Origin of the sequence: Mesorhizobium sp. M1227, from assembly GCF_040318315.1 — a bacterium.
GTDB lineage: Bacteria > Pseudomonadota > Alphaproteobacteria > Rhizobiales > Rhizobiaceae > Mesorhizobium.
The window spans coordinates 12194-36284 of the sequence record NZ_JAMYLZ010000013.1 but is presented as its reverse complement, the minus strand read 5'-3'; the positions used below and the strand labels follow the sequence as shown (position 1 = coordinate 36284).

Genomic DNA, 24091 nt, shown 5'->3' with positions numbered 1-24091 from the left:
GCTTTTGCCAGAAGCCGCACGATGTGGCATACTTCGGGCAATGTGCCACAATGCAGGCGAGGTGGACCATGGCGGGCAGAACGGGAAAGTCCGGATTTGACGAAGATCCGCAAACACAGTTCGATGCCGGCGCTCGCCAACCACAGCTTCGCGCTCCGGCGAAACGCGAGCGTGTCAAGCTTGGCGAGGGCGGGCGCTTCGTCATCCCTGCCGCGATGCGCGAGGAGATGGGCGTGAAGCCTGGCGACGATATGATCCTGCATGTCGAGAACGGCGAACTGCGGGTAAGATCGTGGCTGCAGAATCTGCGACGCGTCCAGGCCGAATTGTCAGCGTTGAAACAGCCCGGTGAAAGCGTCGTCGACGAATTTCTGAAAGAGCGACGGGAAGAGCAGCGCCGAAGCGACAAGCGTCTCGACCGGCTTCACGCCGAAGGGACAACGGGAAAGCGGGCGAAATGAAGCCCTATGTCATGGACAGTTCGGCGGCGCTCGCAATCCTGCTCAACGAGCAAGGCACCGATAATGCTTTGGGGTTCGCGCCGGATGCACAATGCAGTTCGGTCAATGCGGCCGAAATCATCGCCAAGCTGATCGACAAGGGACGCAGCATGGAACAGGCTGCGGACGACCTCGCCAGTCTCGGCATGCCGATCGCCGTTTTCGACGACGCGATGGGCATCGCCGCCGGGCAGCTTCGCCAATTGACGCGGCATCGCGGCTTGTCGCTGGGCGATCGGGCTTGCCTGGCGCTGGCAATTCGCGAGAATGCCATTGCCGTCACCGCTGATCGCGATTGGGGCGACCTCGATGTCGGCTGCAAGATCGAGCTGATCCGGTAGCGCCATGGCCCCCCTCACCTCGCAGATATCGCCCGCCTCCGATATTTTCCGCGCCAATGCCGGGCGCATGCGGGCGCTGGTCGCCGATATTGCTGAAAAAGCCGCCGCCATCGAGCGCGGTGGCTCGGAAGAGGCGCGTGAGCGGCACGTCTCCCGCGGCAAGCTCCTGCCGCGGCAACGCCTAGCCCAATTGCTCGACACAGGCTCGCCCTTCCTCGAAATCGGCCAGTTCGCGGCATGGTCGATGTATGGCGAGGACATCCCTTCGGCCGGCCTCATCGCCGGCATCGGCCGCGTCGAAGGCACCGAAGTGATGGTCGTCGTCAACGACGCCACGGTGAAGGGCGGCACCTATTATCCGCTGACGGTGAAGAAGCATCTGCGTGCACAGGAGATCGCATTGCAGAACAATCTGCCTTGCGTCTATCTGGTCGACAGCGGCGGCGCCAATCTGCCCAACCAGGACGAGGTGTTTCCCGACCGCGATCATTTCGGCCGCATCTTCTACAACCAGGCCAACATGTCGGCCGCCGGCATTCCGCAGATCGCCTGCGTCATGGGCTCGTGCACGGCCGGCGGCGCCTATGTGCCTGCGATGTCGGATGAGACAATCATGGTGCGCAACCAGGCAACCATCTTTCTCGGCGGGCCGCCGCTGGTGAAGGCGGCCACCGGCGAGGACGTCACCGCCGAGGACCTCGGTGGCGCCGACGTGCACACAAGGCTTTCCGGCGTTGCCGACCACTATGCGCTCGACGACGAGCATGCGCTGGCCATATGCCGGCGTATCGTCAAAAACCTGAATCGGAACAAAAATGTAAGCCTGGCCTTGCAGAAATCGATTCCGCCGCTTCACGATCCACATGAACTCTACGGCATCGTGCCGACGGATCTGCGCCAGCCCTATGACGTGCGCGAGGTAATCGCCCGCACCGTCGACGGCTCCGAGTTCGATGAGTTCAAGCAGAATTATGGCACCACGCTGGTCACCGGTTTCGCCCATCTCAGCGGCATGCCGGTCGGCATCGTCGCCAACAATGGCGTGCTGTTTTCGGAAAGCGCGCTGAAGGGCGCGCACTTCATCGAGCTGTGCTGCCAGCGCAAGATCCCGCTGATTTTCCTGCAGAACATCACCGGCTTCATGGTCGGGCGAAAATACGAGGCCGGCGGCATCGCCAAGGACGGCGCCAAGCTGGTCATGGCGGTCGCAACGGCCAAGGTGCCGAAGGTGACCGTGATCATCGGCGGCTCGTTCGGTGCCGGCAATTACGGCATGTGCGGACGCGCCTATTCGCCACGCTTCCTGTGGATGTGGCCGAATGCCCGCATTTCGGTGATGGGCGGCGAGCAGGCGGCAACGGTGCTGGCCGTGGTCAAGCGCGAAGGCATCGAGCGCAAGGGCGGGGAATGGAGCGCTGAGGAGGAAGCGAAATTCAAGAAGCCGATCCTGATGAAGTACGAGCACGAGGGACACCCGCTCTATTCGTCGGCAAGGCTCTGGGACGACGGCATCATCGACCCGGCCAAGACCCGCGAGGTGCTGGCGCTCAGCCTTTCGGCCGCGCTCAACGCCGAGATCGAGGAGACAAAATTCGGCGTGTTCAGGATGTGAGATGAGCGAAATCGGCCAGAGGATTCGCATTCAAACCGGCGACATCACGAAGCTGGCGGTCGATGCCATCGTCAACGCCGCCAATACCTCTCTTCTCGGAGGCGGCGGCGTCGACGGCGCTATCCACCGCGCGGCCGGCCCCGAGCTTGTGGCAGAATGCCGGACCTTGCATGGCTGCAAGGTCGGAGACGCAAAAATCACCAAGGGCTACAGGCTGCCCGCGCGCTACGTCATTCATACGGTCGGGCCGGTCTGGCAAGGTGGCAGCAAAGGAGAAGCCGAACTGCTCGCCTCCTGCTATCGCCGGTCGCTCGAAATCGCCGCCGCAAAGGACTGCCGGACGGTGGCGTTTCCTGCGATCTCGACCGGGGCCTACCGCTATCCGAAGGATCAGGCGACGCAAATTGCTGTCGGGACCGTGAGCGCCTTCATCGGCCAGAACATCGCTCCGGCAACCGTCATTTTCTGCTGCTTCGACGAGCCGACGGCCGAATTGTATCAGCGGGTCGTCGCTGCACTCGGCAGGGTGTGACCCTGCGCGGGAGACAACCCACCACATCTCCAGACTATTTTTTGCTTCTCGATCTGGCCAGACGAAAGAATCACGGCTATTGATCATCGCAAATACCAATGGGGATTGGGCGAAGATGAGGCGGCGGGTTTTTCAGAGAACAACTGCGCATATACTTGCGGCGTTGCTTATATTAGCGACGCCTGGCATCAGTGCAGCGGAGTCGCTGGCGGGAAGCAAGGGCGAGACCCGTTTCTATCCCTATTTGCCGCAGAGCCCGAAGGATCCGTGTACCAGGGCCTACAAGGCCTATGTAGCGGCCGGCGGCCATTCAGCCTATGCAACCACTCCGTATTCCCGGGTGCGTTTTCTGTACATCATCTGCGGCTCGCGCTTGAATGCACCGTCACAGCAAGCTGCCGAAGAATTGGCGTTGAAATCCTGTCAGGCCGCCCGCAACAGTTACAGAGTTACAACAGGCGGCGGCTGCGAAATCGCTGCCTCCAAGTAGGCGAATATATTTCAGTGTTTGGGGTTCAAATGGGTTTGGCAATGAAATCTTTATCAATCAAGCGAGCAACCATGTCGGTACTTGCACTGCTTGTGGCCTCTGCACCGAATGTCGGCGCCGCCGAATCGCTGGCGGGAAGCAAGGGCGACAGCCGCTTTCCGGTCTATTTTGCACCGGGTACAATCGGAGGCTGCGGCAAGAATTACAAGGACTATGTGGCGGCTGGCGGTCACTCGGCCTATGCGATGACGCCATTCAACTGGGCAACCGAATTCACTATTTGCGGTGCTTATCTGAATGCAACATCCCAGAAGGCTGCGGAGGCGCTGGCGTTGAAATCCTGCCAGTCCGCGCGCAGCAAGTACAAGGTCACGACTGCAGGGGCCTGCGCCATAGCTGCCTCCAAATAGACCGACACCCGTCGGCCTTCGACATATTCAATGGGTGGGAAAAATGAAATCTATAAGCGTCAAACAAGCAGTCTTCTCGCTGATAACCGGGTTGCTTCTAATCTCGAGCCCCAATGTCGGCGCGGCGGAATCGCTGGCTGGAAGCAAGGGCGACGTCCGCTTCTACCCGTATTTTCCGGCGACCGCGGATCGGCCATGCACCAAGGCATATAAGGCCTATGTGGCGGCCAGCGGCCATTCAGCTTATGCGACCACTCCGTATTCCCGGGTGCGTTCGTTGTACATCCTGTGCGGCTCGCGCTTGAATGCGCCCTCGCAAAAGGCTGCCGAGGATATGGCGATGAAATCCTGCCAGGTCACCCGCGACCGTTACAGGGTCACGACCGGGGGAGCTTGCGAAATCGCGGCCTCAAAGTAGGCAGGCCTCGCTTGCCTACCCTTTGACCGCCAGACTACAAAGCAGGGCATTGCCGCAGTTCGCGTGACGAGAATTCGCGCCGTTGGCGGCAGCTCTGCCTGTGGAGGCCCGATGTTCGCCAAGATCCTGATCGCCAACCGTGGCGAGATCGCCTGCCGGGTGATCCGCACGGCACGCAGGATGGGTGTGCGCAGCGTCGCCGTCTATTCCGACGCCGACGATCGCGCCTTGCATGTCGAAATGGCCGACGAAGCGGTGCATATCGGCGCCTCTACCGCCAACGAAAGCTATCTGCGCGGCGACAAGATCATCGCGGCGGCTTTGGCCACAGGTGCCGCGGCCATCCACCCGGGCTACGGCTTTCTTTCGGAAAACCCCGATTTCGTCGACCAGGTGGTCGCGGCGGGGCTGATCTTCATTGGGCCGTCGGCGGCCTCGATCCGTGCCATGGGACTGAAGGACGCGGCCAAGCGGCTGATGGAAAAGGCCGGCGTGCCTGTCGTTCCGGGCTATCACGGCGAAGCGCAGGAGATCGTGTTGCTCGCCTCCAAGGCGCGCGAGATAGGCTACCCCGTACTGATCAAGGCGCGCGCCGGCGGCGGCGGCAAAGGCATGCGGCGCGTCGAGCATCCCGATGATTTTTCGGAAGCACTGTCGGGCGCGCGGCGCGAGGCGAAAGCCGCGTTCGGTGACGACCGCGTCTTGGTGGAAAAATATGTCGACAAGCCGCGCCACATCGAAGTGCAGGTGTTTGGTGACAATTTCGGCAACGCCGTGCATCTTCACGAACGCGACTGCTCGGCGCAGCGCCGCCACCAGAAGGTGATCGAGGAGGCGCCTGCCCCCGGCATGACGCCGGCACTGCGCAAGGCGATGACGGAGGCGGCGGTGAAAGCCGCCAAGGCAATCCACTATTCCGGCGCCGGTACCATCGAGTTCATCGTCGATGCCTCGCAAGGTCTGAAGGCCGACCGTTTCTGGTTCATGGAAATGAACACCCGTCTGCAGGTCGAGCACCCCGTCACCGAAATGGTCACCGGCATCGACCTGGTCGAGTGGCAGTTGCGGGTAGCCTCCGGCGAAAAACTGCCGAAGACGCAGAGCGAGATCGCGCTCTCCGGCCACGCCTTCGAGGCGCGCATCTATGCCGAGGACGCGGCAAGAGGGTTTTTGCCGGCGACCGGCACCTTGCACCATTTGAAATTTCCGCAGCCGGCACCGGAGGGTGCGACCATGCGCGTCGAAACCGGTGTACGCGCTGGCGATGCGATTTCGCCGTTCTACGATCCGATGATCGCCAAGCTGATCGTTCATGGCAAGGACAGACGGACGGCGCTCACGGCGCTTGGCACGGCACTGTCGCAGACCGAAATCGCCGGCTCGACGGTCAACACTGGCTTTCTTGCCGCGCTGGCCGCTACTGCGGATTTTGCGGCGGGCGATGTCGATACCGGCCTGATCGCCAGGCACCAGCAGGCGTTGACGGCGGTTCCGCCGCCGAGCGGTGAGACGATTGCCGCCGCGGCACTTGCCGCGTCCGGTGCGCGCGACTTGCCGTCCTCGGACGATCCCTGGTCGTCACTGGCCGGCTATGCGCATTTCCACGCTGTAGCGCGGAGCACCCTGCTGAAGTTTGGCGAGCAGGAGATCGGCGCGCGCGTGTCGGTGCGGCCGGACGGGCGGTTCGAGGTGGCGCTGGATGCGCCCTATGACAGCGTCAATTCGCGGGATCTCCGCGCGGCGCCTCGCCTCGCCCGCTGGCCGGGCCACGTCACGGTCTTCGATGGCGCCATCGGCTACGGTTTTGCCGTGCCGGATCCGCTGGCCCGAGCCGACGAAGCCGCCGCCGCTTCCGGCAGCCTGCGCGCGCCAATGCCCGGCCTGGTCAAATTGGTGCGTGCAGGCAAAGGCGAGTCCGTGATCAAGGGCCAGCCGCTGCTGATCCTGGAGGCGATGAAGATGGAGCACACCATTGCCGCGCCCCATGACGGGGTTATCGCCGAGATTGCTGCCGAAGGCGCGCAGGTAACCGACGGCACCGTGCTGGTTCGCTTTGTCGAGGAACCTCAGTTGACTGCTGTTTCCCTATCCACGAAGTGATCTCGAACGCGTGACAAAGGCGTCGCCAAAAAAAATGTGGCCGGGTTTGACCCCCGGCCATGTTCGATTACAGCAGCGCGTCTTGCGGCGCCGCGGCCATCACGGTTGGATCGGCGCGTATTTGCCGTCATGCCACTGGTTGATGTCGTAGCTCGCGTTCTTGAGGTCGCCCTTCTCGTCGAAGGTGACCGAGCCGACAACCGTGCTGATCGGCTGGCCGTTCTTTAACGCTTCGGCGACTTTTGCCGGATCGTCGCTGCCGGCGCGTTTGATGCCTTCGGCGAAGGCCTGGATCACCGCATAGGAAAACAGCGTGAAGCCCTCAGGCACGAAGCCGCCGGCCTTGATCTTGGCGATGGCCTCCTTGGCTTCGGGCTTCGCCTGCGGATTCGATGGGAAGACGAACATGGTGCCTTCGCCGGCCGGACCGGCAACCTGCCAGAATTCCGGCGAAGCGATCGAGTCCGGCATGATCAACTGGAACTTGAGGTTCTGCTCCGCCGACTGGCGCAGGATCAGGCCGGCTTCGGGGTGATAGCCGCCGAAATAGACGACGTCGGCTTTCAGCTCCTTGAGCTTGGTAACAAGAGCGGAATAGTCCTTCTCGCCAGCGTTGATGCCCTCGTAGAGGATTTCATTGAGACCGTTCTGGTTCATCGTTGCCTTCACGGCATCGGCCACGCCCTGCCCATAGGCGCTCTTGTCGTGCAGGATGACGACTTTCTTGCCGGCATATTTCTTGGCGATCCAGGGACCGATGAAAGCGCCCTGCGCATCGTCGCGCGTGTAGAGGCGCATGATCGTCGGCCAGCCGGCTTTCGCCGCTGCATCGGTCAACACCGGGTTCGAGGAAGCCGGACTCATCATCAGCGCACCGGCTTCGGCGTAGACAGCGGAGGCCGGGATGCTGGAGCCCGAGCAGGCGTGGCCATCGATGAACTTGACACCGTTGGCGATGATGCGGTTGGCGACCGAAACCGCCTGCTTCGGATCGCACTGGTCATCCTCGATGTCGAGCTTGATCTGGCGGCCGTCGACGCCGCCCGCCGCGTTGATCGCGTCGGCGGCGGCTTGCGCGCCTTGCTTAAACTGATCGCCGATGTTGGCAAGCTGACCGGTCATCGGTCCGACCACCGAAAAGGTGATGTCATCGGCGAAGGCGACCGGCGCGGTCATCATCAGGCCAAATATGGCTGCGCTGAAAATACTGAATTTCTTCATGGTGACACAACTCCTCCACTCTCGCGCGACCATCCCGGCCGCGCCTCTTCCAGAATGGCGGGAGAATTTCATCCTTCACCGGAGCTGTCTAGACGCATCGTCGGCGCTCGATTGGGCCTGTAATGCGCTGTTCCAAAGACAAAGCCGCGCCAGCCTTGTTCCGGCCGGTCGCAGCTTTTCTCATCGAGTTCCCGAGGTATCCCCACCAGGATCCGCTCGCCTTCCCTGTTTGTACGGTTTATGGCGCGGCTCGTCCGCCGTGTTCTTGATCTTGTTGGCCCGGCCGTCTTGCGCGGCCTTGATTTTTCGGGCCCGGCCCTCTGCGCGGCCTTGACCCGAAGCGTCCCTGTCGTGAGGTCAGTACCCCTTGTGAGGTCGATGCCGGCGAATTCAGTGCATCGTCATCCATTCGCGAGCTTCGCGCAGCGCCTTGGCGATCTCGACCTTCGACATGGCGGCAGACAATTCGGAGCGCAGTTCCGCGGCGCGGGCCGAACCCTTGATCGCGGCGATGTTGAACCATTTGTGGGCGGCGACGACGTCGGTCTCGCAATCGCGGCCAGTCGCATACATCATGCCCAACTCGAAAAGAATATCGGCCTGGGCGGTTGCCCCCATGGCGCCGAAGCCGGCTTCAAGCATTTCAAAACGTGCCATTTCAAATCCCCTGTTCTGGCTCCCGAGAGCTGTCTCCGTATGTCCCTCGGTGTCCTTGATTACCGTCGGGGGCGGCCGCTCTTTCGATGCTTTCGAGAATGCCCCGGAGGCTTGAATCCGTCGTTAAATGGCGTGCTTAATTTGAGGAAAACAAAGCTAAAACAAGAGGTAAACACGAAAATTCGTTAAGGATACAAAGCCAGCAATCGCGCCGGTTTGCACAAGATTTGAAGAAAACTTGCGAGGCGCGGATCAAGACTCCGCTAACCACAGAAGACAAAGACGTGTGCGGCCCGTTTCATCTTTCGCCGGCGCGGCCGTTCGGGAGCGGGCAAAAACCCGCAACCCTTCCGTGGCGGCACCGCTTTTGTTTTTCCGGGAGCTGGACTAGCTTACGTTTGCGTAAGGGGCAGACACCCGGGACGGAGCCCGATTGGACTTACCTGAGGGAGGAAAGACATGTTTCGACAAGTGAGCCTGGCCCTCGCGGCCGCAATAATGATGACCGGCGCGGCATGGGCCGATCCGATCGAAGGCAATTGGAAAACGCAAGCCGGATCGACTGCCGCCATTTCGGGTGGCGGCGGGGCATTTTCGATTACGCTCAAATCCGGCAAATTTGCCGGCAAGAACATCGGTTCACTGAAGGTTGCCGGCGACAACAAATATGCCGGCACGATAACCGACCCGGAAACCGACAAGACCTATTCGGGCAAGGCTTCGCTTTCCGGCAGTTCTCTCAAGATGAGCGGCTGCGTGCTCGGCGGGCTGATCTGCAAGAGCCAGACCTGGCACAAGCTCTGATCGTGCCCTTCCTGCCGGGGTGAGCGGGGCCAGTCGGCCCCGTTTTCATGTTATCGGTCTCGCAGCCATGGTGTCGCCATGGGTCGCTGCACTCACAGCGGACCCTCTCAGAGATCATCAACCATTTTTGAACCGCAGATGAACGCCGGGATCAGAGCCGGTTCAGCCGGGGCAAGGCATTGTCATGCGTGTTGAAGGAGACACCGCGCAATGCTTGCCCGCCGCTTCACCATCGTCTGCCTGCTGATGAGTCTGTTCGGCATGTTGTTCGCCGTCCTTGTCGCCGAAGCCGGCCGGCCGTCCCGCTCCTGGGACGTCGCCAGTTCCTGCCGACTCGGTTGCTTGAACCATCTTCACCACTGAAACGACAAAGAGCTGAACCTTTAGAGAAAAGCAAAACGCCAATGAACCGCCTCGCCGCCAACACCCTCAAGACGCTTCGGCTGCTGCCGCGCGCGGCGCTCATCCTGACTGTTCTTTCGGTACCGGTACTGGCCGTGCCGACGATGCGCACCAATGCCGGCTCGACGATCGAGGCGCCTGCGTTGAGGAAGTCAGGCCTCGGCTTTGTGCTGCTGGTTAGCCTGCAGCGCGGTTAGCAGACCGAAAAACGCCGACAGCGCGTATTGAGGCCGCCTTACCCCCTCCCAACCGCGCGTCCAACTCTCTATATTGGGTCATGGAAAAGCGAATCTATCCCCAAGCCATTGAATCGGTGGTCACGCCGGAGCCGTTTGGCCGGCAGAGCTTCAACGACGCCAAGAAGGCGGTCGCCGCCCTACAGGTGCTTTACGACCGCAACACCAAGTTCCTGCGCGATTCATTTACCGCGCTCGCCGCGGGCGGCGACAACAACAAACGCTACCGGGCTTTCTATCCGGAGATCGGCGTCACCACGAGTTCCTTCACGCAAATCGACTCGCGGCAGGCCTATGGCCACATGCCGACGCCGGGGCATTTCTCAACCACCGTCACCCAGCCTGCTCTTTTCGAAAGCTACCTCACCGAACAGCTTCGGCTGATCATGCGCAACCACGGCGTTCCCGTCACGGTTTCGGAATCGACCACTCCCATCCCGCTGCATTTCGCCTTCCTCGAAGGCACGCATGTCGACGGGACTGCTGCCGAGCGCATCAAACGGCCGATCCGTGACCTGTTCGACGTGCCGGATCTCGACGGCACCGACGACCAGATCGCCAACGGCACGTTCGAAGTGGCATTGGGCGAGGCACGGCCGCTGGCGCCGTTCACCGCGCAACGCATCGACTATTCGCTGCACCGGATGTCGCATTATACGGCGACCAGTCCCCAGCATTTCCAGAACTTCGTGCTGTTCACCAACTACCAATTCTACATCGACGAATTCGTCGCCCGTGCACGCGAATTGATGGCCAATGGCGGTGATGGATATGTCGAGTTCGTCGAGCCGGGCAACATCGTGACCAAAGCAGGGGACGGCGCGCCCGGTGAGGGTGCTGCGCCGCCTCGCCTGCCGCAGATGCCGGCCTATCATCTGAAGAAGCCGAATCATGGCGGCATCACCATGGTCAATATCGGCGTTGGGCCTTCCAACGCCAAGACGATCACCGACCATATTGCGGTGCTCCGGCCGCATGCCTGGGTGATGCTCGGCCATTGCGCCGGCCTGCGCAACACGCAGGCGCTCGGGGATTATGTGCTGGCCCATGCCTATGTACGAGAAGACCATGTCCTCGACGACGATCTTCCGGTCTGGGTGCCGATCCCGCCGCTAGCCGAAATCCAGGTGGCTCTGCAGGAAGCGGTCGCCGAGGTCACCGGGCTTTCCGGATATGATCTCAAGCGCATCATGCGCACTGGGACCGTCGCCACTATCGACAACCGCAATTGGGAGCTGCGCGACCAGCGCGGGCCGGTCCAGCGGCTGTCGCAGTCGCGGGCGATCGCGCTCGACATGGAATCGGCGACGATCGCCGCCAACGGCTTCCGCTTCCGGGTGCCCTATGGCACGCTGCTTTGCGTATCCGACAAGCCGCTGCATGGCGAATTGAAGTTGCCGGGCATGGCGACCGAGTTCTACAAGCGGCAAGTAGCGCAGCACCTGACCATCGGCATCAGGGCGATGGAGAAGCTGGCTGAAATGCCGATGGACCGACTGCATTCGCGCAAACTCAGGAGCTTTTCGGAAACTGCCTTCCAGTAAATGCCGAATCGCATGTGTCGGTCCAGGTCAGGACATTTCGTCATCTTGATTGAGCCGCACTTCTGCCGATAGACAAAGCGATGGCACGTGTTCGGGACATGACGGTTGCGCTGGCATTCGTCGCAATGCTTGCACTCTCGGCCGCGCTGGTGGCCGGGTTCTTCGGATCGCTGCATCCGGCCCTCGATTCCTTTGCTCATTTCCGCGTCCATTTTTCGGTGCTGATGGCGCTTTGCGCGCTGCCGCTGCTCGCCACCTCGTTTCGCCTGCAGGCCGCGGTCGCATTGCTGTTTGCGATAGCCTCCTTTGCCACCACGCAGAATGCCTTGCCGCTTTCGCGGCTATGGCAGGTGCAGGCCGCCTACGAAGCCAAACTCGGTGACGAGCCAGTCTACCGCCTGCTGCAGATGAACCTCAGGTTCAACAATCCAACGCCTGAGAAGGTGCTGTCGCTGATCGGCCGGACCCAGCCTGATGTTATCACCCTCGACGAGGTGTCCGAAACGTGGAAGGCAAAGCTTGGGCTGCTATCCGGCGGCTATCCCTACCGGATCCTCTGCCCATATCCCAATGGCGTGTTCGGCGTTGCGCTGCTGTCCAGACGACCGTTTGGCATAGGCACGGAGCCGCACTGCGACAGCCGCGGCGCGATGGCGATCGCCACGGTCGATTTCGGCGGAACCGACGTCGATGTCGCCGCCATCCACCTCACCTGGCCATGGCCGCACAACCAATCACGGCAGATTGGAGGGTTGTCTGACGAAATCGCCTCGCTTGGCGAGACGTCGATCCTGGCAGGCGACTGCAACGCAGCGCCATGGAGCGCCGCCGTCCGGCGCGTCGCATCGCTTGGCAAGCTGACTGTAATGCCGTCGGTCGGGCCGACCTGGCTCTACAGAAGGCTGCCGGATTTCCTGCGCTTCGCCGGACTGCCGATCGACCAGGTCTTCAGCAAGGGCGCCATTGTTATCCATTCGGCGTCGACCCTTGAGGACACCGGCTCAGACCATCTGCCGGTGCTGGTGGAGTTTTCGCTTCGGTCGGATGAACAAAAGCCGCTCGACGAGCACCAGACGGCGACCGCGCTTGCGGCGCTGCCTGGCGGGACGCGAAGCTGAAAATCCGCAGTCCAATCTCGACCTGGCTTATTACTGGCCCACAAAAGCGCGGATGAGGTGCTCGACAGGGCCGCCGTCGCGATGCTCGTGCGCATCGAAGGCGATCTGCTTTGCCTCGTATTCGGCATAGATGGCATTGATCCGGCGCTTTGCCTCGCGACGTGCCTCGAAACAGTGCGGGTCATCACCGACTGTCAGCCCTCGAACCGACTTTTCGGTGGCCCGCATCATCTGTCTGGCGATGCGGCCATGGGTCTCTTCATGGGCGCGAACGCCAGCGAAGAACCGCTTCCAGCGCTTCTGCAGCGCAGGCGACGTGGCTGAGACTAGTTTGGGATAGGTATAGAAGAGATTGAGCGTCCCGTTGGCCTGGCGCAGGCGGCAGACGCCGTTTTCCCGTTGGGCGTCGAAGGTCCAATCATCGACGCTGTAGCCGGTCTGCGCGATGGCGTGGGTCATGAAGCCGTGCTTCGGCCCACTGCGATCCATGGCCTCGATCAGGGCCGCGCCGGTGGTTCCGGCAATGTTGTAAGTTCGTGTCTTGACCAGCACCTTAGTGCCGGCCAAGGCTGCAGGGGCGCACAATGCCCCGATCGCCACAACGCTCGTCAGAACTGCCAGGCGCATTTTTCCTTCCTCCCTGTCGCCGCAGAAAGGAAACACAGGCAGGCGGTTTATTCAACAATCCTACGGTTGCGCTGCTCCTCATCTTGTTTAGTCCGGAGCAAACCTTGTGACTTACATGTTCTGGTAGACCGGGCCCTCGCCGCCCTGTGGCGGCACCCAATTTATGTTCTGGTTCGGGTCCTTGATATCGCAAGTCTTGCAGTGCACGCAGTTCTGCGCGTTGATGACGAAGCGCACATCCTTGGCCGCAGGATCGGCGGCGGCATTGCCGTCCTTGTCGACCCATTCGTAGACGCTGGCCGGGCAGTAACGCGTCGAGGGTCCCGCATAGACGTCATGCTCAGAGCGCTTCTGCAGGTCCATGTCGGCGACGAGCAGATGCACCGGCTCGTTCTCCTCGTGGTTGGTGTTGGACAGGAACACCGACGACAGCCGGTCGAAGGTCAGCACCCCGTCCGGCTTCGGGTAGGCGATCTTCTGGTGCGCGGCGGCCGGTTCCAGCGTCGCATAGTCGGCCCTGCCGTGCTTCATCGTGCCGAAGGGCGAGAAGCCGAACAGCGTGTTCAGCCACATGTCGAGGCCGCCAAGGCCGACGCCGACAATGGTGCCGAAGCGCGACCATAGCGGCTTGACGTTGCGCACTTTCTTCAGGTCCTTGCCGATATCGGTGGCGCGCCAGGCGGCCTCGTAGGAGGCCAGCTCGTCATTGGTGCGGCCGGCGGCTATCGCATCACAGACATGCTCGGCCGCCAGCATTCCGGAGAGCACGGCATTGTGCGAGCCCTTGATGCGCGGCACGTTGACGAAGCCGGCTGCGCAGCCGATCAGCGCACCGCCAGGGAAGGACAGTTTCGGCACCGATTGCCAGCCGCCTTCGGTGATGGCGCGGGCACCATAGCCCAGCCGCTTGGCACCCTCGAAGGTGCCGCGGATCGCCGGATGGGTCTTGAAGCGCTGAAACTCGTCAAAGGGCGACAGATAGGGATTCTTGTAGTTCAGGTGAACGACGAAGCCGACTGCCACCTGGTTGTCCTCGAGATGGTAGAGGAAGGAGCCGCCGCCGGTCTTCAAATCGAGCGGCCAGCCGAAGGAATGCTGGACAAGGCCCGGCCGGTGGTTTTCCGGTTTGATCTGCCAGAGTTCCTTGAGGCCGATGCCGTATTTTCCGGGCTCACGACCGTCGGAAAGGTGGTATTTGGCGATCAGTTGCTTGGCCAGCGAGCCGCGCGCGCCCTCGCCGATCAAGACATATTTGCCCATCAGCGCCATGCCCGGCGCAAAGCCCGGACCGTGCGTGCCGTCCTTCTGGACGCCCATGTCGCCGGTGACGACGCCGGTGACCGCACCGGCCTCGTTGTAGAGCAGGCCGACCGCGGCAAAGCCCGGATAGATCTCGACGCCCAGCGCCTCGGCCTTGGTCGCCAGCCAGCGGCAGACATTGCCGAGCGAGACGATATAATTGCCGTGATTGTTCATCAGCGGCGGCATCAGGATATTGGGCAGACGGAACGAACCGGCGGGGCCGAGAACCAGGAAATGGTCGTCGGTGACCGGTGTCCTGAAGGGATGACCCTCCTCTTCGCGCCAGCCGGGCAGCAGCCGGTCGATGCCGATCGGATCGACGACGGCGCCGGACAGGATGTGCGCGCCGACTTCGCCGCCCTTTTCCAGCACGACGACGGAAAGCTCGGGATTGACCTGCTTGAGACGGATCGCGGCGGCGAGGCCGGCCGGGCCGGCGCCGACGATGACCACGTCGAATTCCATGCTTTCGCGTTCGATATCGCTCATCGATCCCTCACTGGCTCGCTATTCCCGGCATCTTGCTGGCTCACGCGCTGCATAGCGCATCAAATAGCGACGGGAAACCGGCGCGGACGTGACAATACCGATTTCATCAAAAAGTCGCGTCCTGCCGCACAGATTCGCGGTGACGAGCATCAATCTTCAATCCTATTCCGTTTGCACAGATATGTCGCACTGATGTTTTTAATTGTTCGACGGCTTGCTTATCGGCCATACTTCCCGCCATGCGCATATTCGGGCCGGCTGGCTTTTCATCGACGCGCTTTTTTTTCACGCCCGGCCGGTTTTGCCGTGCGGCGCTCTTGGCGCTTCTGCCACTGACGGCCCTCGATGCCCGTGCCGAGCAGCAACTGGTCTGGGCGACCGGCGCCTATTCCTTTTCCGACGAGCGCGGCGGTTTCCGCATCACCGGGGCTTCCGGCATCGGCACGAAAGAGGATCCGCTGGTCATCACCGAAGAGCTGAATTCAGCGACGCCGGTAACGCTGGCCATTCGCACGACAAGGCCGATCCAGCCGTTCGGCAAGGCGGGAGACTTCGCCAATGGTCTGATGTATATGCGCATCGACGTGCTCAACAATAGCGGCCAAGCCTGGGTCGAGTTCCAGTTCGAACTCCAGGAGATCCTCGACCAGCCGAGCGTGTTCGGCGACGGCCTGTCGTTCGACCAGCGCAACAAAACGCCCGAAAATATCTGGTCGAGCAGCTACGCCGATTTCGACCGCAATTTCGAACCGTATGACCGCCTGCTGTTCAAGAACGGCAAGATCGACCCGCTGAAGACCGCCAGCTTCTATTTCCTGATCACCGACTACACGCCGCGCTGGACGTTCTATCTGGTGCAGGATCCGCGCATACCGTCGAGCTGAACTTGCAAATTCAAGCTCCGCGGCCGAATGTGAAACCATGACTGCCGCCCCCCACACTAGCCGAGCCGATCTCGCCGAGCTGCTGGCCTTCTACGCCAGCGCCGGCGTCGACGAGGCACTTGAAGAACAGCCGGTAAACAGGTTTGCAGAAGCCAGGCCGCCGGAGCGGGTGCCTGCGGCGGCCGCTCTGCCGGCCGGTGAAAATGCATCGCCTCATCGCTCGACGAGCGTGTCGCGCGGCGAAATGGGCGAGAGACCGAATACGGCACCGGCAGTGCGAACGTCCCCGGCCATGTCAACGGTGCCCGACGAGGCGCAGGCGGCATTGGCGCGGCAACTGGCGAGATCGGCGGCAAACCTCGACGAGCTTCGCCAGCACATGGCGGCATTCGACGGCTGCAATCTTAAATTCACCGCCAAGAACCTGGTGTTCGCCGACGGCAATCCGACTGCCGCGGTGATGCTGGTCGGCGAAGCGCCGGGCCGCGACGAGGACATAGAGGGCTTGCCGTTCGTCGGCCGCTCGGGCCGGCTGCTCGACCGCATGCTGGCCGCGATCGGTCTTGACCGGACATCTGCCTACATCGCCAACGTGATTCCCTGGCGGCCGCCGGGCAACCGCACGCCGACGCCGCACGAGACCGAGATCTGCCGGCCGTTCATCGAGCGGCAGATCGAACTGGTCAATCCGAAGGTGCTGGTCAATCTCGGCGGCCCGTCGGCAAAGACCCTGCTCAACACCTCCGAAGGCATATTGCGGCTGCGCGGCAACTGGCGCGTCCACACGACCCCGTCTGGCGTCGCCATTCCCGCCATGCCGACCCTGCATCCGGCCTATTTGTTGAGAACGCCTGCGCACAAGAAGCTGGCGTGGCGGGATTTCCTCGAAGTGAAGGCGAAGTTGCGGGCACTTGGGTAACGGTGCAGAACGCGTCTTCCGTCCTCCCCTTGCGAGGAAGGAAGGGCGGCATCATGATCTCGCAGGTAATTGAAATGCGCCCACTGCCGGCCTAGTCATCTCGTTATGACAGCAGCCCAGATTTCCGCCGGCAGTCTCATTCGCGAATGGCGTACACGCCGGCGCATGAGCCAGCTCGACCTCGCCATGGAGGCCGAGATCTCGCAGCGGCATCTGAGTTTCGTTGAAAGCGGCCGCGCCGCACCCTCGCGTGACATGGTGCTGCATCTGGCGGAGCAGCTTTCGATCCCGCTCAGGCAGCGCAACCAGCTGCTGCTGGCCGCCGGCTTTGCCCCGAGCTTCAGCGAACGACCACTTGACGATGCCTCGATGGCACCGGCGATGGCGGCGGTCGAGACCGTGCTCAAGGCGCACGAGCCGTTCCCGGCGCTTGCCGTCGACCGGCATTGGAACCTGGTGTCGGCGAACGCCGCCATCGGCCCGTTCCTCGCCAATGTCGCCGACGCCTCCCTGCTGAAGCCGCCGGTCAACGTTTTGCGCCTCAGCCTGCATCCCGGCGGCATCGCGCCGCGCATCGTCAACCTTGCGGAATGGCGGACGCATCTTCTGGAGCGGCTGAAGCGGCAGAACGACGCTGCCGCCGATCCGGTTCTGGTCGAGCTCGAGCGCGAGCTTCGGGCCTATCCGTCCGGCCTTAAAAGCAGCCGGCCGGCGCCGGTCGAACCGAACGCGATTGTCCATCCGCTCAAGCTTGCCCATGGCGACGCGGTGCTGTCGTTCATCAGCACCATCACCGTGTTCGGCACGCCGCTCGACGTGACGCTGGCGGAGCTGGCGATCGAATCTTTTTTCCCCGCCGACGAGCAGACGCGGGCGGTGCTGATGCGGCTGGCGAAAGAGCGGACCGACGCAGCGGGCTGATCACCCTTCCGGCGCGACGGCCTTGCGGGTGCGGGTGCGTTCGAGACCCAGCTGGCGCTCGCGCCAGATGATGAAAATCCCCGCCGCAACCACGATCATGCCGCCGACCAGCATGTTGATCGTGGCGATATCGCCAAAGACCAGATAGCCGACGACGACGCCGAGGATCATCGAAGTGTATTCGAAAGGTGCTACGACGGAAGCCTCGGCATGGCGATAGGCCGAGGTCATCAGAATCTGGCCAAGCCCGCCGCAAAAACCCGCGGCAATCAGAAGCCCCGCCTGTGCTGGCGTCAGCGCCTGCCAGCCGAATGGCAGCGAAAGCAGCGCCATGACGCTCGCGGTTACCGAAAACCACAGCACGATGGTCGCCGTCCGCTCGCTCTGGACGAGGTTGCGAACCAGGAGCATGGCGATGGCCGAGACCGCCGCGGCTATCAGGGCGGCGATGACGCCAAGCACCTCCTGATCGCCAAGGGCAGCGCCCGAACTGAGCAGCGTCAGTTCCGGCCACGAGATGATCAGCACCCCGACCAGGCCGACGGCAACCGCACTCCAGCGATAGATGCGGATGGCTTCGCCGAGGAAGATCGAACTGAACACCACGACCAGCAGCGGCTGCGCGTAGTTCAGTGTGATCGCCTCCGGCAGCGGCAGCCGCGTCAGCGCGAAGAAGCCGAGCCCCATGGCACAGACACCGACGACGCCGCGCGCAATGTGGTTGAGCGGGCGCTTTGTCGAAAAGGCGGTTCCGAGTTTTCCCTGGAAGGCGAGGAAGGCGATGATCGGAAAAATGGCAAAGAAGGAGCGGAAGAAGACGATCTGGCCCGCCGGGACGGTGCCTGCCGCCTTGATGCAGGACGACATGCCGACGAAGACCGCCACCGATACGATCTTGAGCAAGATTCCGGTCAGCGTGCTGTGCTCGCCGGCAAGGTCGCCAACTGCAAGCACTGGCAAATCCGGTCTGGCTGTCACGCCCCTCTTGCTTCCTCGATCGCCGCCCAGATGCACGCCGGCGTTGCCGGCATGTCGATATGCCTGATGCCGTAGGTGCGGTAGTGCGCGTCGGTCACCGCATTGAGCGCGGCAGGCGTCGACCCGATCGTACCCGCCTCCCGCGCGCCCTTGATGAAGGCCACATCCTCGCGACGCAACACAGAGGCGCTCGTTCCGAATTTCGGCGTGACGACGGTCATGGAAGCCTCGCGATGATGCTTGGGAAATGATCGCCTGAAATAGACGTCGCTGCAGTTTTGTCGAGGGAGCGTTTCGTGTAAAGAGCGCAGACTTCAAATTATTTGGACCAGCGGACCCGCCCGCCGCACCCGGATCGACAGGAAAAATCAAGGAATGCGCACAGATACCGGCCAGGTCTTCAAGCTCGAAGACTATCGCCCCAGTGATTATCTCATTCCGGAAACCAGCCTGACTTTCCGCCTTTCGCCTGAAGCAACGCATGTGACCGCCGTGCTGACGGTCGAACGCCGCGACGGGATTGCGGCGTCGGTGCCACTGGTGCTGGATGGCGACGGGCTGACGCTCCGCGGCATCGCCATCGACGGCCAGGAGCCGAGCCCTGCGGATTTTCTCGTCACGCCCGATCAACTGACAATCATCAGCCCCCCTGCGACAAGGCGCTTCCAGCTGAGAATTGAAACCGTGTTGGCGCCGGCGCAGAACGAAGCGCTGATGGGCCTCTATCGCTCGAGCGACGTCTATTGCACGCAATGCGAGGCCGAAGGCTTTCGCCGCATCACTTATTTCCTCGACCGTCCCGACATCCTGTCGGTCTATACGGTGCGTATCGAAGCTGAGCGCAATGAGGCGCCGCTGCTTTTGTCCAACGGCAACCCGGCCGGCAGCGGCGAGCTTGCCGGCGGCTGGCACTATGCGGTCTGGCACGACCCCTTCCCCAAGCCGTCCTATTTGTTTGCGCTGGTGGCGGGCGACCTCGGCAAGATCTCGGACAGTTTTGTCACCCTGTCTTGCCGCAGGGTCGAGCTCGGAATCTATGTCGAACCGGGCAAGGAGAGGCTCGCCGGCTACGCCATGGACGCTTTGAAAAGGTCGATGAAATGGGACGAGGAGGCATTCGGCCGCGAATACGACCTCGATGTCTTCAACATCGTCGCCGTGTCCGACTTCAATATGGGCGCAATGGAGAACAAGGGTCTCAACATCTTCAACGACAAATATGTGCTGGCCGACCAGGAAACCGCGACCGACGCCGATTTCGCCAATATCGAGGCCATCATTGCCCATGAGTATTTCCACAATTGGACAGGTAACAGAATCACTTGCCGCGACTGGTTCCAGCTTTGCCTGAAGGAAGGCCTGACGGTTTTCCGCGACCACGAATTCTCCGCCGATCAGCGCTCGCGCGCCGTCAAGCGCATCGCCGAGGTTCGTACGCTGCGCGCCCATCAGTTTCCCGAGGACCAAGGGCCGCTGGCGCATCCGGTCCGGCCTCGCCGCTACCGCGAGATCAACAATTTCTACACGGCGACGGTCTACGAAAAAGGCTCGGAAGTCGTGCGCATGATCCATACCATCCTCGGCGCCGAGACGTTCCGCGCCGGCATGGACCTCTACTTCGAACGTCACGACGGCCAGGCGGCGACGATCGAAGACTTCATCAAAGTGTTCGAAGACGTCTCGGGTCGCGACCTGTCGCAGTTTTCGCTGTGGTATCATCAGGCCGGTACGCCGAACCTGACCGTCAGTTCGGCGTATAATCCGGCAGCGCGGGAATTCACGCTCGAAATCGAGCAGTCGGTGCCGCCAACGCCGTCGGAAAGCCGCAAGCGGCTGATGCACATTCCGCTTGCCTTCGGCCTGGTTGGCGCCGGTGGCGAGGCGATAGCCCACAGCGGCGCCGAAGGGGCGAACGTCGAGGACGGTGTCATCCATATCCGCAAACGCCGCCATGTCGTCAGGTTTTCCGGGATTGCCGAGCGTCCAGCCATGTCGCTCAACCGCGGCTTTTCGGCGCCGGTGACACTTTCGGTCGAGCAGCGGCCCGACGACCAGTTTTTTCTGGCTGGCCACGACAGCGACGCCTTCTCGCGCTGGCAGTCGTTCAACTCGCTTTTGACCGATGCGCTGATTGCAGCCTTCCGCCAGATCCTGGACCACAAGCAACCCGAGTTCAGCGCCCGGCTGACCGGGCTTGCCGGCAAAATAGCCGGCGACGAAGCGCTCGAACCCGCCTATCGGGCACTGGCGCTGGCGCTGCCCGGCGAGGCCGATATCGCCCGCGACATCGGCAAGAACATCGACCCCGACGCCATTTTCGCGGCGCGCGAGGCGCTGGCGGTTGCAATCGCCGAGGCCAACCGCGAGATATTCTCCAAATTTTACGATCGGCTTGCCGACACTGGTCCGTTCAGCCCGGACGCGGCCAGTGCCGGGCGGCGGGCGCTGCGCAATGTCCTGCTGGACTATCTCTCCTTGCTGCCGGGAGGTGCGGAACTCGCTGCCGGGCACTTCCAATCGGCGACCAACATGACCGACCGGGCCGCGGCGTTGACCGTGCTTGCGCACCGTCACCATGGCTCACCGGAGGCGACCAAGGCGCTGGCGGATTTCGAGGCGAAATATGCAACCGATCCGCTGGTCATGGACAAATGGTTCCAGATCCAGGCCAGCGTGCCCGGCCCGCAAACCGTCGACGCGGTGCGCGCCTTGACAGGCCACCCTGCGTTCTCGATGGCCAACCCGAACCGGGTACGGGCACTCATCGGCACGTTTTCCAGCGCCAACCAGACCGGCTTCCATCGCACCGACGGCCAAGGCTACCGGCTTTTCGTCGAAACGGTGCTGCAGGTCGAAAAACGCAACCCGCAGGTGGCCGCCAGGCTGGCGACGGCGCTCAGGTCGTGGCGCTCGCTCGAACCGGTGCGGCAGGCCAAGGCAAGGGAGGCGTTGCTTTCGATCGCCAATACCGAGAAGCTGTCGGCCGATTTGCGAGACATCGTCGAGCGCACCCTGGCGTAAGCGACCTCCGTTGTCCCCTTGTGGGAAAAAGGGAAGACCCCCCGAAAACCCAGTTATTTTAGTCGATTTTTAATCTTTTTTCGCCGCGCCTCTGGACAAGGCGAATCACCTTTGATTCTTTAGTGACGATTCGGAAGTGCGGCGTTGCCGGATCGTCAAGCGGGACAGAAAATCGGGGAGTGCCATTTATGGCGAAGGCGGACGCGTGGGGCGCGCCCGGTGGGACGGCTTTTGGGCGGCGCGAGGCGCGAAGCGACGGTCTCGCGGGCAATACGCGGCTCATCGCCGAACCTGCCTACCGACGGCTGCTGGCAGCCGAGCCGCTGTTGCGGCGATCGATACCGGCCCTCATTATCATGTTTCTGTTGATCATCGCAGTACTGCGCTTTCTGTCACTGATGAACGAGCGCGACGAGATCGAGCGCGACGCCAAGGCGATCCTTGCGCTGGCCGCCGGCCAACTGGCCAGTTCGATCGCTGCCGATGCGACCATGGGTTCCACGCCCGGCGCGATCCAGGACCTGCTGGAGAGCACCGGTCGTCAGGGCGCGATGGGCCGAAGCCACGTACTGGCGATCACCGATAGCGCCTTCAAGATCATTGCCGTATCGCCGCAGTCGATGCACTGGGAGGGCCGGTCGCTCGATGGCGTCGTACAGGGCGGGCAGCCGCTGTTCATGTTCGGCGACCGCGCCGGGGTGATGGAGGTCAGCATCGGCGGACAGGACTGGTACGCGGCAGTGAGCCTGGCGAACGGCCGAAAGGGTGCCGCGGCAGCGTTCGTGCCGCGGGAGGCAGTTTTTGACGCCTGGCGCAAGACGGTCTCACTCAACGTCACGCTGTTCGTGCTGACGGCCGGTGTGCTGATCATCATCCTCTACGCCTATTTCGGCCAGGCGGCGCGCGCCCAGGCCGCCGATCGCATCTATCTCGAAGCCCACCAGCGCATCGACATGGCGCTGGTGCGCGGCCGCTGCGGCCTGTGGGATTGGGACATGGTGCGCGGCAAGATGTACTGGTCGCGCTCGATGTACGACATGCTGGGCTACGAGCCTTGTGACACGATGCTGTCGTTCGGCGAAGTCGATGAAATCATTCATCCCGAGGACGGCGATTTGTTCGAACTCGCCAACAGGATCGTCGCACGCGAGATCGACCATATCGACCAGGTGTTCCGGATGCGCCATGCCGACGGGCAATGGGTTTGGATGCGCGCAAGAGCACACGTTATCGACCCGGAAGCGCCGGAGATCCAGCTGATCGGCATCGCCGTCGACGTCACCGAGCAGCGGCATCTGGCGCTGCGCTCCGAAGCGGCGGACCTGCGCCTGAGGACGGCCATCGAAAACATCAACGAATCTTTCGTGCTGTGGGATTCGTCCGAGCGCCTGATCATGTGCAATTCCAAATACCAGCAGGACAACGGCCTGTTGGATCGCGACGTGATGCCGGGCGCTCCGCGCGCCGTTCTGGAGGAACGCATGCTGGCCTTCGCCTCGGAGCGGCGGCTTGCCAACACCAACGGACCGCAGGGAGGCGTGACCTTCGAGCGCCAGCTTGCCGACGGCCGCTGGTTGCAGGTGAACGAGTTGCGGACAAGGGACGGCGGTACCGTCTCTGTCGGCTCCGACATCACCCAGATCAAGCTGCACCAGGAGAAGCTGGTCGACAGCGAGCGCCGGCTGATGGCGACAATCCATGACCTCAGCCTTGCCCGCCGCGCGGAAGAAGAACGGGCGCGTGAGCTCGTCGAACTCAATCGCAAATACATGAAGGAAACCGAGCGCGCCGAAGCGGCAAACCGGGCCAAATCCGAATTCCTGGCCAACATGTCGCACGAGTTGCGCACCCCGCTCAACGCGATCATCGGCTTCTCGGAACTGATGGAGCGGCGGCTGTTCGGGCCGCTGGGCTCGCCGCGCTACGAAGAGTATGCCACCGACATCAACGGCAGCGGCAAATATCTTCTCGGTGTGATCAATGACATCCTCGACATGTCGAAGATCGAGGCCGGCCAGTTCGCCTTGGATCAGGAAGAAATCGATCTCTGCCCGCTCATCAGGGAGACGGTTCGCGTCGTTTCTCTGCAGGCGGCGGAAAAGTCGATCACCGTCGAAACCCGCATCGCCGATTCGCTGACGCTGTTCGCCGACCGCAGGGCGATCAAGCAGATCCTCATCAACCTTCTGTCCAATGCGGTGAAGTTCACCGGGCAAGGCGGCCACATCTCGGTCAGAGCCCGCAGCATTTCCAGCGCGCTGATCCTGACGATCGAGGACAATGGCTGCGGCATCCCGAAGGCGGCGCTGAGCAAGCTCGGGCGGCCATTCGAACAGGTGCAAAACCAGTTCTCCAAGAGCCATGCCGGCTCCGGCCTCGGCCTCGCCATCTCGCGCTCGCTGGCCGAACTTCAGGGTGGCGCCTTGAAGATCCGCTCGACCGAAGGCACCGGCACGATCGTCTCGGTACGCATCCCGATCAAGAAAGCCGCGCAGGCGGTCAAGGCCGCCGCCTGAATGACAAAATAAGTCTCCGGCGGCTCGCACCGCCGGAGCGTTATCACTT

At 62.2% G+C, this 24091-nt stretch carries 25 protein-coding genes; 18 read left to right on the top strand and 7 right to left on the bottom strand.

The genetic code is table 11. The annotated features are described in order from the left end of the window. Positions 1 to 68 precede the first annotated feature (68 nt). The 8 genes from NKH28_RS17265 (at position 69) to NKH28_RS17230 (ending at position 6403) form a co-directional block, all read left to right on the top strand. Complete coding sequence (locus NKH28_RS17265) at positions 69 to 461, top strand: AbrB/MazE/SpoVT family DNA-binding domain-containing protein (RefSeq protein WP_352616865.1); 393 nt, start codon at positions 69 to 71, stop codon at positions 459 to 461. Then, positions 458 to 841, top strand: a complete 384-nt coding sequence (locus NKH28_RS17260) for a type II toxin-antitoxin system VapC family toxin (RefSeq protein ID WP_023677795.1) — start codon at positions 458 to 460, stop codon at positions 839 to 841. Before NKH28_RS17265 ends, NKH28_RS17260 begins: the two co-directional genes overlap by 4 nt. A gap of 4 nt (positions 842 to 845) precedes the next feature. After that, entirely contained in the window at positions 846 to 2453 is a 1608-nt protein-coding gene (locus NKH28_RS17255) for a carboxyl transferase domain-containing protein (RefSeq protein ID WP_352616868.1), read from the top strand. A 1-nt stretch (position 2454) separates the two neighbouring features. Then, positions 2455 to 2985, top strand: coding sequence for an O-acetyl-ADP-ribose deacetylase (locus tag NKH28_RS17250; protein ID WP_352616871.1), 531 nt, complete (start codon positions 2455 to 2457; stop codon positions 2983 to 2985). 115 nt (positions 2986 to 3100) lie between these two features. Then, positions 3101 to 3475, top strand: a complete 375-nt coding sequence (locus NKH28_RS17245) for a hypothetical protein (RefSeq protein WP_352471111.1) — start codon at positions 3101 to 3103, stop codon at positions 3473 to 3475. Between the two features lie 29 nt (positions 3476 to 3504). Then, the gene (locus tag NKH28_RS17240) at positions 3505 to 3885 is read left to right on the top strand and encodes a hypothetical protein (protein ID WP_245274740.1); all 381 of its coding nucleotides are present in this window, start codon (positions 3505 to 3507) and stop codon (positions 3883 to 3885) included. Positions 3886 to 3928: 43 nt separating this feature from the next. Then, positions 3929 to 4303, top strand: a complete 375-nt coding sequence (locus NKH28_RS17235; RefSeq protein ID WP_023677798.1) for a hypothetical protein — start codon at positions 3929 to 3931, stop codon at positions 4301 to 4303. Between the two features lie 111 nt (positions 4304 to 4414). Beyond that, positions 4415 to 6403: an acetyl/propionyl/methylcrotonyl-CoA carboxylase subunit alpha gene (locus tag NKH28_RS17230; protein ID WP_352616875.1), complete on the top strand. Its 1989-nt coding sequence runs from the start codon at positions 4415 to 4417 to the stop codon at positions 6401 to 6403. Positions 6404 to 6502: 99 nt separating this feature from the next. Here NKH28_RS17230 and NKH28_RS17225 read toward each other — a convergent pair whose 3' ends face one another. Together NKH28_RS17225 and NKH28_RS17220 are read right to left on the bottom strand one after the other, a co-directional pair. Continuing rightward, positions 6503 to 7624 (bottom strand): branched-chain amino acid ABC transporter substrate-binding protein, encoded by a 1122-nt coding sequence (locus tag NKH28_RS17225; RefSeq protein ID WP_352471026.1) that lies wholly within the window; start codon positions 7622 to 7624, stop codon positions 6503 to 6505. 390 nt (positions 7625 to 8014) lie between these two features. Further along, a complete protein-coding gene (locus tag NKH28_RS17220) occupies positions 8015 to 8281 on the bottom strand; it encodes an SEL1-like repeat protein (protein ID WP_010915070.1) in 267 nt (88 codons plus the stop codon). Positions 8282 to 8740: 459 nt separating this feature from the next. On the opposite strand from NKH28_RS17220, the gene NKH28_RS17215 reads away from it, so the two are divergent. From NKH28_RS17215 to NKH28_RS17195, 5 genes are all read left to right on the top strand, one after another. Then, entirely contained in the window at positions 8741 to 9085 is a 345-nt protein-coding gene (locus NKH28_RS17215; protein ID WP_023677801.1) for a DUF2147 domain-containing protein, read from the top strand. A 210-nt stretch (positions 9086 to 9295) separates the two neighbouring features. Then, positions 9296 to 9448 carry a hypothetical protein gene (locus NKH28_RS17210; RefSeq protein WP_023677802.1) on the top strand — a complete coding sequence of 51 codons (153 nt, stop codon included), beginning with the start codon at positions 9296 to 9298 and terminating at the stop codon, positions 9446 to 9448. 41 nt (positions 9449 to 9489) lie between these two features. Then, entirely contained in the window at positions 9490 to 9684 is a 195-nt protein-coding gene (locus NKH28_RS17205; protein ID WP_352454349.1) for a hypothetical protein, read from the top strand. Between the two features lie 80 nt (positions 9685 to 9764). Further along, entirely contained in the window at positions 9765 to 11267 is a 1503-nt protein-coding gene (locus tag NKH28_RS17200; RefSeq protein ID WP_352540756.1) for an AMP nucleosidase, read from the top strand. 80 nt (positions 11268 to 11347) lie between these two features. Continuing rightward, on the top strand, positions 11348 to 12385 hold the full coding sequence (locus NKH28_RS17195; RefSeq protein ID WP_352616882.1) for an endonuclease/exonuclease/phosphatase family protein: 1038 nt from the start codon (positions 11348 to 11350) through the stop codon (positions 12383 to 12385). A 30-nt stretch (positions 12386 to 12415) separates the two neighbouring features. Here NKH28_RS17195 and NKH28_RS17190 read toward each other — a convergent pair whose 3' ends face one another. From NKH28_RS17190 to NKH28_RS17180, 3 genes are all read right to left on the bottom strand, one after another. Continuing rightward, positions 12416 to 13012 (bottom strand): DUF922 domain-containing protein, encoded by a 597-nt coding sequence (locus NKH28_RS17190; protein WP_352501795.1) that lies wholly within the window; start codon positions 13010 to 13012, stop codon positions 12416 to 12418. Positions 13013 to 13123: 111 nt separating this feature from the next. Next, positions 13124 to 14803 (bottom strand): electron transfer flavoprotein-ubiquinone oxidoreductase, encoded by a 1680-nt coding sequence (locus NKH28_RS17185; RefSeq protein WP_352979783.1) that lies wholly within the window; start codon positions 14801 to 14803, stop codon positions 13124 to 13126. 106 nt (positions 14804 to 14909) lie between these two features. Continuing rightward, a complete protein-coding gene (locus NKH28_RS17180; protein ID WP_198023574.1) occupies positions 14910 to 15092 on the bottom strand; it encodes a hypothetical protein in 183 nt (60 codons plus the stop codon). On the opposite strand from NKH28_RS17180, the gene NKH28_RS17175 reads away from it, so the two are divergent. The 3 genes from NKH28_RS17175 (at position 15043) to NKH28_RS17165 (ending at position 17527) form a co-directional block, all read left to right on the top strand. After that, positions 15043 to 15687, top strand: coding sequence for a hypothetical protein (locus NKH28_RS17175; protein ID WP_023677808.1), 645 nt, complete (start codon positions 15043 to 15045; stop codon positions 15685 to 15687). The genes NKH28_RS17180 and NKH28_RS17175 overlap by 50 nt on opposite strands. Positions 15688 to 15724: 37 nt before the next feature. Continuing rightward, positions 15725 to 16606, top strand: coding sequence for a uracil-DNA glycosylase (locus tag NKH28_RS17170; RefSeq protein ID WP_352501793.1), 882 nt, complete (start codon positions 15725 to 15727; stop codon positions 16604 to 16606). Positions 16607 to 16711: 105 nt separating this feature from the next. Continuing rightward, positions 16712 to 17527, top strand: a complete 816-nt coding sequence (locus tag NKH28_RS17165; protein ID WP_352471021.1) for a helix-turn-helix domain-containing protein — start codon at positions 16712 to 16714, stop codon at positions 17525 to 17527. Here NKH28_RS17165 and NKH28_RS17160 read toward each other — a convergent pair whose 3' ends face one another. After that, a complete protein-coding gene (locus NKH28_RS17160; RefSeq protein WP_502906632.1) occupies positions 17528 to 18505 on the bottom strand; it encodes a DMT family transporter in 978 nt (325 codons plus the stop codon). Beyond that, positions 18502 to 18726, bottom strand: coding sequence for a hypothetical protein (locus NKH28_RS17155; RefSeq protein WP_352616908.1), 225 nt, complete (start codon positions 18724 to 18726; stop codon positions 18502 to 18504). Before NKH28_RS17155 ends, NKH28_RS17160 begins: the two co-directional genes overlap by 4 nt. 154 nt (positions 18727 to 18880) lie before the next feature. Between NKH28_RS17155 and pepN the strand changes: the two genes are divergently transcribed. Together pepN and NKH28_RS17145 are read left to right on the top strand one after the other, a co-directional pair. Beyond that, entirely contained in the window at positions 18881 to 21526 is a 2646-nt protein-coding gene (gene pepN / locus NKH28_RS17150) for an aminopeptidase N (RefSeq protein WP_352819410.1), read from the top strand. Between the two features lie 188 nt (positions 21527 to 21714). After that, positions 21715 to 24042 (top strand): PAS domain-containing sensor histidine kinase, encoded by a 2328-nt coding sequence (locus tag NKH28_RS17145; protein ID WP_352471019.1) that lies wholly within the window; start codon positions 21715 to 21717, stop codon positions 24040 to 24042. The last annotated feature ends 49 nt before the right edge of the window (positions 24043 to 24091 follow it).

Excerpts from the sequence above, each read along its gene's own strand:
- NKH28_RS17265 (WP_352616865.1), top strand. The coding sequence starts at position 69 with ATGGCGGGCAGAACGGGAAAGTCCGGATTTGACGAAGATCCGCAAACA.
- NKH28_RS17260 (WP_023677795.1), top strand. The coding sequence starts at position 458 with ATGAAGCCCTATGTCATGGACAGTTCGGCGGCGCTCGCAATCCTGCTC.
- NKH28_RS17255 (WP_352616868.1), top strand. The coding sequence starts at position 846 with ATGGCCCCCCTCACCTCGCAGATATCGCCCGCCTCCGATATTTTCCGC.
- NKH28_RS17250 (WP_352616871.1), top strand. The coding sequence starts at position 2,455 with ATGAGCGAAATCGGCCAGAGGATTCGCATTCAAACCGGCGACATCACG.
- NKH28_RS17245 (WP_352471111.1), top strand. The coding sequence starts at position 3,101 with ATGAGGCGGCGGGTTTTTCAGAGAACAACTGCGCATATACTTGCGGCG.
- NKH28_RS17240 (WP_245274740.1), top strand. The coding sequence starts at position 3,505 with ATGGGTTTGGCAATGAAATCTTTATCAATCAAGCGAGCAACCATGTCG.
- NKH28_RS17235 (WP_023677798.1), top strand. The coding sequence starts at position 3,929 with ATGAAATCTATAAGCGTCAAACAAGCAGTCTTCTCGCTGATAACCGGG.
- NKH28_RS17230 (WP_352616875.1), top strand. The coding sequence starts at position 4,415 with ATGTTCGCCAAGATCCTGATCGCCAACCGTGGCGAGATCGCCTGCCGG.
- NKH28_RS17225 (WP_352471026.1), bottom strand. The coding sequence starts at position 7,624 with ATGAAGAAATTCAGTATTTTCAGCGCAGCCATATTTGGCCTGATGATG.
- NKH28_RS17220 (WP_010915070.1), bottom strand. The coding sequence starts at position 8,281 with ATGGCACGTTTTGAAATGCTTGAAGCCGGCTTCGGCGCCATGGGGGCA.
- NKH28_RS17215 (WP_023677801.1), top strand. The coding sequence starts at position 8,741 with ATGTTTCGACAAGTGAGCCTGGCCCTCGCGGCCGCAATAATGATGACC.
- NKH28_RS17210 (WP_023677802.1), top strand. The coding sequence starts at position 9,296 with ATGCTTGCCCGCCGCTTCACCATCGTCTGCCTGCTGATGAGTCTGTTC.
- NKH28_RS17205 (WP_352454349.1), top strand. The coding sequence starts at position 9,490 with ATGAACCGCCTCGCCGCCAACACCCTCAAGACGCTTCGGCTGCTGCCG.
- NKH28_RS17200 (WP_352540756.1), top strand. The coding sequence starts at position 9,765 with ATGGAAAAGCGAATCTATCCCCAAGCCATTGAATCGGTGGTCACGCCG.
- NKH28_RS17195 (WP_352616882.1), top strand. The coding sequence starts at position 11,348 with ATGGCACGTGTTCGGGACATGACGGTTGCGCTGGCATTCGTCGCAATG.
- NKH28_RS17190 (WP_352501795.1), bottom strand. The coding sequence starts at position 13,012 with ATGCGCCTGGCAGTTCTGACGAGCGTTGTGGCGATCGGGGCATTGTGC.
- NKH28_RS17185 (WP_352979783.1), bottom strand. The coding sequence starts at position 14,803 with ATGAGCGATATCGAACGCGAAAGCATGGAATTCGACGTGGTCATCGTC.
- NKH28_RS17175 (WP_023677808.1), top strand. The coding sequence starts at position 15,043 with ATGCGCATATTCGGGCCGGCTGGCTTTTCATCGACGCGCTTTTTTTTC.
- NKH28_RS17170 (WP_352501793.1), top strand. The coding sequence starts at position 15,725 with ATGACTGCCGCCCCCCACACTAGCCGAGCCGATCTCGCCGAGCTGCTG.
- NKH28_RS17165 (WP_352471021.1), top strand. The coding sequence starts at position 16,712 with ATGACAGCAGCCCAGATTTCCGCCGGCAGTCTCATTCGCGAATGGCGT.
- NKH28_RS17155 (WP_352616908.1), bottom strand. The coding sequence starts at position 18,726 with ATGACCGTCGTCACGCCGAAATTCGGAACGAGCGCCTCTGTGTTGCGT.
- pepN (WP_352819410.1), top strand. The coding sequence starts at position 18,881 with ATGCGCACAGATACCGGCCAGGTCTTCAAGCTCGAAGACTATCGCCCC.
- NKH28_RS17145 (WP_352471019.1), top strand. The coding sequence starts at position 21,715 with ATGGCGAAGGCGGACGCGTGGGGCGCGCCCGGTGGGACGGCTTTTGGG.